This is a genomic window from Streptomyces sp. NPDC099050 (assembly GCF_044759865.1).
Taxonomy (GTDB): domain Bacteria; phylum Actinomycetota; class Actinomycetes; order Streptomycetales; family Streptomycetaceae; genus Streptomyces.
Genome location: NZ_JBIWAE010000039.1, coordinates 41981 through 51377, shown reverse-complemented (window position 1 = coordinate 51377; position 9397 = coordinate 41981). Strand labels below are relative to the sequence as shown.

The 9397-nt window shown below is 67.6% G+C and carries 10 protein-coding genes; 2 read left to right on the top strand and 8 right to left on the bottom strand.

What is annotated here, in order from left to right; all coding sequences use genetic code 11:
* Window positions 1-268: 268 nt before the first annotated feature.
* The 5 genes from ACIQV3_RS37890 to ACIQV3_RS37870 all read right to left on the bottom strand — a co-directional run bounded on the left by ACIQV3_RS37890 (window position 269) and on the right by ACIQV3_RS37870 (window position 5189).
* A complete protein-coding gene (locus ACIQV3_RS37890; protein WP_403721126.1) occupies window positions 269-487 on the bottom strand; it encodes a serine protease inhibitor in 219 nt (72 codons plus the stop codon).
* Between the two features lie 405 nt (window positions 488-892).
* Entirely contained in the window at window positions 893-1312 is a 420-nt protein-coding gene (locus ACIQV3_RS37885; RefSeq protein ID WP_403721123.1) for a hypothetical protein, read from the bottom strand.
* A 297-nt stretch (window positions 1313-1609) separates the two neighbouring features.
* On the bottom strand, window positions 1610-2836 hold the full coding sequence (locus ACIQV3_RS37880) for a hypothetical protein (protein ID WP_403721121.1): 1227 nt from the start codon (window positions 2834-2836) through the stop codon (window positions 1610-1612).
* A 1-nt stretch (window position 2837) separates the two neighbouring features.
* On the bottom strand, window positions 2838-3620 hold the full coding sequence (locus ACIQV3_RS37875; RefSeq protein WP_403721117.1) for an AAA family ATPase: 783 nt from the start codon (window positions 3618-3620) through the stop codon (window positions 2838-2840).
* A gap of 3 nt (window positions 3621-3623) precedes the next feature.
* A complete protein-coding gene (locus ACIQV3_RS37870) occupies window positions 3624-5189 on the bottom strand; it encodes a Mu transposase C-terminal domain-containing protein (RefSeq protein WP_403721135.1) in 1566 nt (521 codons plus the stop codon).
* A 301-nt stretch (window positions 5190-5490) separates the two neighbouring features.
* Here ACIQV3_RS37870 and ACIQV3_RS37865 point away from each other — a divergent pair, with 301 nt between their 5' ends.
* On the top strand, window positions 5491-5802 hold the full coding sequence (locus ACIQV3_RS37865; RefSeq protein WP_403721115.1) for a hypothetical protein: 312 nt from the start codon (window positions 5491-5493) through the stop codon (window positions 5800-5802).
* A 331-nt stretch (window positions 5803-6133) separates the two neighbouring features.
* On the opposite strand, the gene ACIQV3_RS37860 is transcribed toward ACIQV3_RS37865, so the two are convergent.
* The 3 genes from ACIQV3_RS37860 to ACIQV3_RS37850 all read right to left on the bottom strand — a co-directional run bounded on the left by ACIQV3_RS37860 (window position 6134) and on the right by ACIQV3_RS37850 (window position 8096).
* Complete coding sequence (locus tag ACIQV3_RS37860) at window positions 6134-6289, bottom strand: hypothetical protein (protein WP_403721112.1); 156 nt, start codon at window positions 6287-6289, stop codon at window positions 6134-6136.
* 590 nt (window positions 6290-6879) lie between these two features.
* Window positions 6880-7233 carry a hypothetical protein gene (locus ACIQV3_RS37855; protein WP_403721110.1) on the bottom strand — a complete coding sequence of 118 codons (354 nt, stop codon included), beginning with the start codon at window positions 7231-7233 and terminating at the stop codon, window positions 6880-6882.
* A 584-nt stretch (window positions 7234-7817) separates the two neighbouring features.
* A complete protein-coding gene (locus ACIQV3_RS37850) occupies window positions 7818-8096 on the bottom strand; it encodes a hypothetical protein (RefSeq protein ID WP_403721108.1) in 279 nt (92 codons plus the stop codon).
* 189 nt (window positions 8097-8285) lie between these two features.
* Between ACIQV3_RS37850 and ACIQV3_RS37845 the strand changes: the two genes are divergently transcribed.
* Complete coding sequence (locus ACIQV3_RS37845) at window positions 8286-9200, top strand: helix-turn-helix transcriptional regulator (protein ID WP_403721105.1); 915 nt, start codon at window positions 8286-8288, stop codon at window positions 9198-9200.
* Window positions 9201-9397 lie beyond the last annotated feature (197 nt).

Sequence of the window (9397 nt, the reverse complement as noted above, 5' to 3'; positions counted from 1 at the left end):
CTCCGCTTCGCTCCGAGCCATGGCCGGCCTTCGGCCGGGAGTCCTGCGCTTCGCTCCGGACTGGCTCTGGTTCCGCTGCGCTCCACCAGAGCGGGGCCTGCTCCGCAGGCCCCAAACGGCTCCCGCGCTCCGCGCGGGAGGTGACCCCGTTTCACGGGGTCCGGGCCTACGGCCCGTTGGGCGGCTTCGCTCCGCTCCCCCACCCAGAGTCCTTCCGGCTCCGCCTCCAGGACCAGGCCTGCTCCGCAGGCCGGGCTGGCAGCAGCCACTACCCCCGCCTGGGCTCCCGGACCACCTTGCCGTCCTTCACGAAGAGCCTCACCCGCTGCTCGTTGAAGTCCATCGTCACCATGCTGCCCTCGGGCACTACATGGATCGCGATCTCCGGAAACTCCGCACCAATCTGCTCCCGAGCCTCCTCTGCCGGCTTCCCCATCAGCTCCGGCCACTCACCCTTCACATCCATCAGCCCCTCCAAGGTGGTCATCGCTTCAGGCCTCACTCGACGCTACAGGCCACCCACTAGTCCCGCTGCGCACACCAGAGCAAGCCCGCTGCACAGGCTCACCAGGGGAAACAATCGCTGGGGCGCCTACGAGTTGAACAGGGTGGTCGCCCGGCCTGGGGCCCACACGAAGTCCGGCGGGTTCGCGAAGGCACCGAACGCATGCCACGCGTGCGGCTGGCACCCACACCGCTTCTTGACCCAACCGACATACCGGAGGCGCCGTGCACCCAGTCTCCCAGAACCCCACTCTGCGGGCCTGCTCGGGTGTCCGCTCCGCTCCCACCACAACCTTCCGGCTCCGCCTCCAGGACCAAGGCCCGCTCCGCGGGCCCGGCTGGCAGCAGTCTGTTCGTAGGTGGATGGCCTCGACGGGGAGTGTCTGGCTCAGGGCGCGAAGTACCAGCAGTACAGGGGCTGGCCCAGGTCTTCTGCTGTACGAGCCAGACCGGCTACCTCAGTGAGGATCTCAACCGCCATCTCTGCTGGGGCACCGTCCTTCGCCTCGGCAAGCTCGACCCACTCAGCCGCAACCTCAACAAGCCGCCCCCTCCTCGCCGCCGCCAGCGCCGAACACAGGCTCCCAGGGACCTCGAACACCATGAACCCGTCGTTCTTCATCGGCACAACAACACGCAGGTCCGAAGCCACACCCCCGACGAGGAGAACCTCCCAGTCCGCCACCGCATCATCAGGAAAGAAATCCGCACACCCGAACGCCGGAAACCCATGACCACGACGCCTTGGCCCTACAACAGCGGAAGCCCCGTCGTCCGGAGCCACAAAGAACTCAACAACACGCAGCATCACCCGATCATGCCAGCCTCAACAAAGTGCTTCATTCTGGAGCCCGGATGGACTTTGGAGAACAGGCTCCCATCCGAATCTCAGGAACCCTCCTCGCTTGTCGCGGACCAATGAAACTGCGCAGTTGGGGCTCCGCCGTGCCCTGTCCGGCCGGAACGTCATCGCTTGTCACCGTCAAAGCCGCAACGACCTGTCACCGTCCCCGCCACATCGAGCCCGTCACCAGCACGAACAACACTCCACGACCTCGGGCATCAGACGACTCCCCCAGTGACAACAAACTGCAGTCGCTCGCTCTCAGCGCAGGTGGCGAAGCTCGCGCAGTCCGTAGTCCGGCGGCAGCCACCCCCTCTTCCGCCTCTCGATGGTCTTACGCGTGTGGGGAGGCGGGTGCGGACAGCCCTGCATCAGATCGGGTTCATCCCTTACCCACGCGAGCCCGTAATGAGCGGTACACACAGGCCAGATGGTCTTCACCGGCTCCTTCGGGTTCGGTGCTGCCGCTCGCCGGCTCCGGCGCTGCTTGGGACTCGGCGGTTGGGGTGGGCGGAGCTTGCAGCCTTCGGCGAAGGCCGTCAGGGACGGCAGCCCCTCGCTTCCCAGCGGGTCTCTGAAGAGTCGACCGCTGGTGTTGGACCCGATCTTCCAGAGGAGAGCGGCCGCCCTCAGCAGTGGGCAGGCCCAGTCGGGAACGGGGTGGGTCATACAGCCCCCGCGCAGCCCGTGGTCGTGCAGGGTGATGGTCGTGCCGTCCAGGGCCAAGTCGCGGACGTGTGCGGTGGCGAGCTGGGTGGTGGAAGCCGCGGTGAACGCCGCCGTCGCGAGCTGAGCCGCCAGGTAGGGGTGCGCCGTCGCACGGTGAAGGCGCCACGCCACCTCCGCCTCGGTGACCGGCGGCATGACCGGCGGGAAAAAGTCCCGGTCCGCCGCCAGAGGCGCGGCGCACCGGCACAGCCCGGTCGAGTCATCGAGGGCCCTGAGGGTGGTCAGGGCAGACAGGCTGATCCAGCGGTTAGCCAACGGCCGCGCCGCTTGGGATGCCTGGCGCTCAAGGATGGCCGGTTCGGCCTCGGGCAGCAAAGCGGAGGCCTCGGCGACGCGGTGGTCCACCTGCCTCAGTTCACGTTCCAGGAATGCCCGCATGGACCGGTGGTGGCAGACCAGAACCAAGCGGACTCCGGTGCGCCGACGCAGGGCGAGAAGGCCCTTGAAGCGGTGCGGGGTGAGCAGGTGGGCGCGCAGCAGGGTGAGGTGGGTGATGGGGGTGGCCAGGATCCAGGCGGCGGCGATCGACCAGACCGGGGCCGGGTCGAGGTGGCGGTAGCCGGCCACGGGGACCGGTTTGCCCAAGGCGGCGAGGATGTCGTAGGCGAGCGCGATCGCGGCGTCGGCGCCCGGGGTCGGATGAACGGTGAGGCGCCCGTGCTGCGGGGCGTGGGAGGCCAGTGCCGCCCGGGTGTGGACCACGTCGTCGTACGGGTCCACAACCACCGTGACCGGCGGCGGATTCGGGCAGTCCAGCACTTCAGGGCTCCAGCGGGCGCTGGCGCAGTTTGCTGTAGGACCAGCGCAGCAGATCCTCGTCCAGGATCCGTCCGGACTCCTTCATCCCTGCGGTCAGGTGATGGGTGATCTTCGCCCAGGCCCGGAAATTGCCGTGCGCGGCCTCGTCATCGCACATCGCGATCAAATCCGGGTCCGCGTCCGCCCACACGGGGTGGAACGCCGGAATGACGGTGAGGACCTCCTCCAGCGGCATGGGCTCGATCTCCTGCCACGCGTACACGCGGGACTCCAACATCGGCTCGCTCTGCAGCATCTCGAAACAGCCGTCCCCGCCCGTGAACACGATCGTCAGGTCCGAGCCGATGTCATCCCACAAATAGCGCAGATACTCGAAACACATCTTCGACAGCCACTGCGCCTCATCACAGACCAGAACATGCGTCGCCTCCAAAGCACCACGCAGCATCCGGTCGAACTCGATCGGATGCCCCGGCGGACGGCCCTGCAGGCCCAGCGCGTGGAACAGCTCGTGGCGCAAGTCGCGGGTCGAGGGGCGAGAGCGGAACTGGATCCGGCGCGTCAGCTTCGGCGCGAGCTCACGCAGCGAGGTATTCACCGCCAACGACTTGCCCCGGCCCGCCTGCCCGTAGATGCAGATCATGGCCCTGGCCTCGATCGCGGCCCGGATGTTCTCCCGCGCCATCAGCAGCGCGCGCGTGGAGACGACCTGGGCGCCCGGCAGACGCATGAAGTGGTCCTCCCGCTCACGAGGCAGCCGGCCCTGCCGCTCAGCAGTCACCATCACTCAACGCTCCCCGCTGTCGTCACGTACATCGCCCACTCCAGGCAGCCCGCCATCAGCCGCCTGCCCGGCGTCTGTCTGGGCCCTTCGAGGACGGACAACCGGGCGAGCCCAGGAGGCCGGAGGCTCGCGGGGCGGGATCAAGTCCGGCAGCGCCCGGGCCGCCAAATCCACGCCCCTGGCCCGGGCGATCTCCGCCTCCGCCTGAGAGGAGGTGACCGTGCGCCGCGGACGGGGCGCAGCAGCCGTGGTCGTAGCGGCGTAGCGGGTCTTGCGCAGCTTCTCCGCCGCCTTCAGATCCGCCTTCAACGCGCGGGCCTTCTTCTCCCTGACCGAACTCAGCGCACGACGCTGCTCCACCGTCGCCGCCTGGGCCAAATACGCGCTGCCCAGGTGCCGGCCCCACTCCTCGATGGAGAACACCTCGATCCGCCCGTCGTAGTGCGGCAGATACCGCAACCGCACCCGCATGCCGACGTGCCCGGCCATCCACGGCCCGATATAGGCACGACGACGCCAGCTGATCCCCTTCGTCGTGATCTTCCGGACCCGGCCGTCGTCCTCCATCGCGAAAAACGCCAGCCGCTCCTCCGCGACGTCCTCGACCGGTGCCGAATCCGCCTCCCAGGCCGCCAACGGCGTCATCCCGTCCGCAAGACCCGCAGGGTGGTGCTCGGTGTTCCACCACGCCACCCAGTCCAACAGGATCTTCACGAAGTCCGGGTACGAGAGCAGATCCTCCACCGCATCCGGCCGGTACGCCTCCGCGGGGCGGGCCCGATGCGTATAGCCCGGCAGCGAGACCAGCAGCATCTCCTCGACCGCACCGTTGAGGGCCTCGATGGTGCCCTTGCGGTACGGCTTGTACGCCGGCAGATCATCCACGGGGACCGCGAAAGCACCCAGAGCACGCTCCACCGTCCGGCACAAGAACTCCTTGCCCCGGTCCACCCGCACCACCCCGGGCAGGCCACCGAACGGGCCGTACGGATCCTGCCTGCTGATGCCCGTGCGCAGCGCGGCCAGGACCGCGTCCCGGGCCGGCTGGTGCGGGGTGACCGCTACTCCGACGATCGCCTTCGTCGCGACATCGATGAACCACGTCACCCACGGACACACCGCGGAGCCTTCGAGATCCACGCGTACCGGGACCCTCTTGTGGTCCCCCTCCCAGCAGGCATTGCGATGAGTCCGCGGGCGCTTGCCGTACACGTCATACCGACGCCTGGCAGCCTCACCACCCTTCAACCCCGCCCGCTCCCCCGCCGACAGATCCCGCACGATCGCACGCTGCAGCGTTGCCAGCGACGGCACCTGCTGCTCATCCCCGGCCTGGCGGGCCTGGGTCAGAAGCTCGCGGTGCACGGCAGCCGCGTTCCCGCCCCACAAAGCCAACAACCCCCGCACGCGCGGGGTGACCGTGAAATGCGGACGCGGCAAAGGCCCCGTCCGGCCCTCCCTACGGGCCGCCTCAACCCAACGGCGCACCGTACGGACCGAAACACCGAGCCCCGACGCCACCAAACGCACATGAGCCGACGTCAACCCGCCCCGGGCATCCAACGCCATCAGACGGGCAACCGCGCCCTCACGCCCCGACCCGGACGGAAGTATCCCGCCCACCGGCACATCGTCTTCCGGCAGCACAGCCACCACACACCACCACCCCGGCCCGACTCCGGCCAACAAAACGGCTCATCCCCATGACACCGCCAGAAAACGGGCCACAAGACTAAAAGCCGCGAACGGGAGACAACGACCGGTGGCCTGCGGTATAAGCAGCACGCGCAGGCCCAGCTCACGCACCCCTGCCAGCCCGGTTTCTGACTGACCACCACTCCGATCAGCGCGGGAGTGATCTGATCAGGGCATGACTGACGAGCACTGCGTGACGCGCCACCACATCGAACTGTGGAACGAACGGGTGCTGCCCGACGGATTGGCGCCCGTCAGCTTCGGAACGGTTCTCCGGGGATCCATGCTGCCCATCGCGGTCTGGACGGGAATCACCGCCTTCGTGTACTTCATCTACAACCCAGTCGTCGCCGCGGTCGAAGGAGGGCTCTTCCTCGCCTTCTTCCTCCTCGGCTTCACACTCCGAAGAAGATCCGGACACACCGCAAAGTGCAGCCTCTACGGCGCGACAGGCGGGGTACTCGACAAGTCGATGGCCGGGTTCTGAGACCGGACAACACCAGCCGCCCACGACCACTGACGCCGGCAACACCCCATAGACACCGCACCCCGTTGTCCAGCGACAACGCACACCGATGACACCGAACACACCGCATCAAAATGTCACCACCAGGAACACACCCTCCCCTGACCAGCAACAACGACTACCCGCCCGCGGTGACAACTACCGCAGCGCCCCAGTGACAATCACCCGCGGCGTCGCAGGTTTCGCTGGACAGTTCAGCGACGCCGAGCACTGACCACACGTGACGCGACCACCCGCAGAATGTCGCGCCAGCCAACATTCCCCACCCCGCCTGAAGACAGCCGCTCACCGGTCAGGCGACCCTCTTGTACTTCCGGACAGCGGTCCTGCCCTGGCTGGAGTGAGTACTGGTCATCCCCTCGACAGCGAACTCAGACACGATCCGGATCTCCTCGCCGGACGCCATGAACGTCTCGACGAGCTTGCTACTGCCCTCCACGGTGAACACCGTGTCCACCCCAAAGAACCGGGGTCTCAGTCCCGACCCCGGGACTGAACAGGGCCTCCTCGTTGCCCACGTCGGACAGCGTCCGCATACGCCACTGGTCACCCACCCTGGCGATCTCCGAAGGCACAACCATGCTTCACGCCTCACGGTGGGCATCACTGACCCCTGCCGCCTGAAGGAAGCCGTCATAGGCCTTGTCGCTGGGGTCAGACAGGAGCTCGTACTTACCGACGAGAGATTTCATGAACAGTCTTTCCGGGCACGAACCGCCCCCAGGAACAGGGGTGTGACACACCCGGGCTTCCACCCCGACCGGAAGCCCGGACCGCTTTACGAAAAGCACCACGCCGGCCCCGGCCGTCACTTCGTTTGCCGGCGCCCTGAAACTGACGCCGACCGCACCCTGATCCCCGGCCGAACCGGAGCCCGTCCGCCACGCCAACCCGACCGGCACCAAAACTGATCGCCAGGCTGGTCTGCGCTTGGCCGAGGTCGGGGACGCCGGCAAGTTTCTCCACCACGTTGGCCGCGGACGGCAACGGGCCCGTTCCTGATCGAGGAACGGGCCCGCCGTGTACCAACGGGTCGCGCTACAGGACGGCCAGGGTGAACGCCTTGTCCGCAAAGATGCCCTGGTCATTGTGGGTAAGGACGGTGACCGTGTTGGCCGCGTTGTTGCAGAACGCGTGGGGCGCGTCGATCGTCGAGATCTGTCCGCGCGTTCCGAGCGACGCGACGACCGCTGCCGTGGACAGGTCGGGGACAGCCGCGGACGAGACCCTCACACAGTAGACACCTGCGCTGCCAGTCCCCAAGGTGACCGCCTCCACATTCTTGGCGTGCAGGAGCCTGGCGTCGATCGAAACCTTCGCGGCGGCGCGGGCGTAAGGGGCATCGATGTCATCAGCCGAGGCAGCACCGGGCAGAACGGCCAGACAGGTCATAGCACCGACGGCGATCGCGAGAGAGCGGGTGGTGAGGCGAGATACGCATGCTCTTCTTCAGTAACACCTGCGGCTTCGCCCCTGGTACGGGGTGGAGAGACCGGGCACACCCACGACCACACCCACGACCACAGCCACGACCACTGACGCCGGCAACACCCCGTAGACACCGCACCTGAATGTCACCACCAGGAGCACAACCGCCCCTGACCAGCATCAACGGCGACCCACCCGCGGTGTCGCGAGTGGCGCGGGTGGGGGCCGGACGGAGCGTGGTCGGTTGCCTGGCGGCGGCCGGCAGTAGCGCATCGTCCTGGCGTTCGACGCGGCGGCCGCCCAGGGCACCGTCACCACGTCACCTTCCACGGGCACGACGCGATGGTCACCGTCTCCGTCGACGGCCTGGGCACCCCGGTGGACATCCGTGTTTCCGGGCCCGTCGCGGTAGCTCGTGGTGAAGCAGGAATCGAGAAGTCCCAATTCGAGTGTGGGGCATAGTGTGTTGTTCATGTTGGTCAGGGGGGCGACGGCCGGGCTTCGTCGACGCATGCGCTGTCGGGACCGTCTACGGACCGTGCGCGCGCTCAAAGCGCGCCGGTGACCCGTGTGATCTCCCAGCCACGGAATTCGGGACGCAGCTCGAGGGCGCGTCGGCAGACGGCGTACGTGCGGCTGACGGCCTGGTCCAGGTCCGGCGCGCGGCAGAAGAAGACGCCCCGGGCGCCGGCACGCGACGTATGGATGCGAATGTGCTCCACCCCGTCCTGGGGCAGACATAAGGACCGCAGCGCCTCCAGGGAGGCGCCCTCAAGGGCCTGCGGCGCCATGGGGGGTTTGGCCAGGAGGAACTCGACGAGATACACACCCGAACTATGCAGAAGTCCGCGGCGTGCACGTCGGATTTTCGCGCGACACATTCATGCCTTGGCGCAAACATGTCGGGAGGGGTGTGGGGCGCATGTGGAGAGAGCGGGGTACTCGCAGTGTTAGGACCGCTGGGGCTCGATGAGGACACTGAAGTCATATATCGGTTCATCCTGGAAAATCCTTCCATGGGGATCGATCGCATGGGTGAGGTCCTGGGCTGGGAGCGGTCCGCGTTGAACGCGGTGCTCGACCGGCTGGCAGACCTCGCTCTGCTACGGCCTTCGCTGAACGATCCGAACCATCTGCGTGCGGTGCCGCCGGAATTGGCGCTGGAAGCCCTGCTCGCCCGCCATCAAAGCGAACTCGCGCGCAAGCAGCAGGAGATCGAGCAGAGCCGGGTAGCCGTCGCGGGGCTGCTCGCCGACTACTCGGTCCTGCGCGTCGGACAGTCTTCCGGAGGGGTCGAACGGCTGGTCGGCCTGGAGGCCATCCGCACCCGGCTGGAAGAACTCGCCTATCGGGCCCGGCGCGAGGCCCTGGCCTTCGCGCCGGGCGGACCGCAGCCCGCCGCGAACCGGGAGGCGGCCAAGCCACTGGCGGAAGCGACCCTGAAGCGGGGCGTCGGGCTCAGGACCGTGTACCTGGACAGCGTGGTCAACGACCCGGGGAGCCGTGAGTACGCGCAGTGGCTGGTCGCCTCGGGCGCGCAGATCCGTACGGCGCCCTCGCTGCCGCTGCGCATGCACATCATCGACCGGGAGGTGGTCCTGGTCCCGGTCGATCCGCAGGATTCCTCGGCGGGTGCGGTCGTGATCCACGAGGCCGGGGCCCTGGCCGGGTTCTGCGCGTTGTTCGACCAGGTGTGGGCGGCCGCGACCCCGTTCGGCGAGGCGCCGGCCCGTGGCGGCCCCGAGATGACCGCACAGGAGACCACCTTGCTCAAGCTGCTCGCGGACGGCATGACCGACGAGGCCGCGGCCCGCAAGCTGGGCGTCTCGCTCCGCACCGAGCGGCGCATGATCACCGATCTGGCGAACAGGCTGGGAGCCGGCAGCCGCTTCCAGCTCGGCCGGCGCGCTGCGGAGCTGGGACTGCTCTGAGCGCCACCGCCCCCGAGCCGAAAGCCGCCTGACACGAAAGTGTCAGGCGTCTTTCGTGCCAGCTGAATTCTCTAGTCGCGGACTCCCGTCCAGGACAAGATATTTATCAGCAGGCCGGAGCGGCCGCGCAGACAGAACAATCCAGGGTGGGGAAGGAAGTGCACGCCGTGAAGTCTTTGATCTTCGTTTCTTCCAGC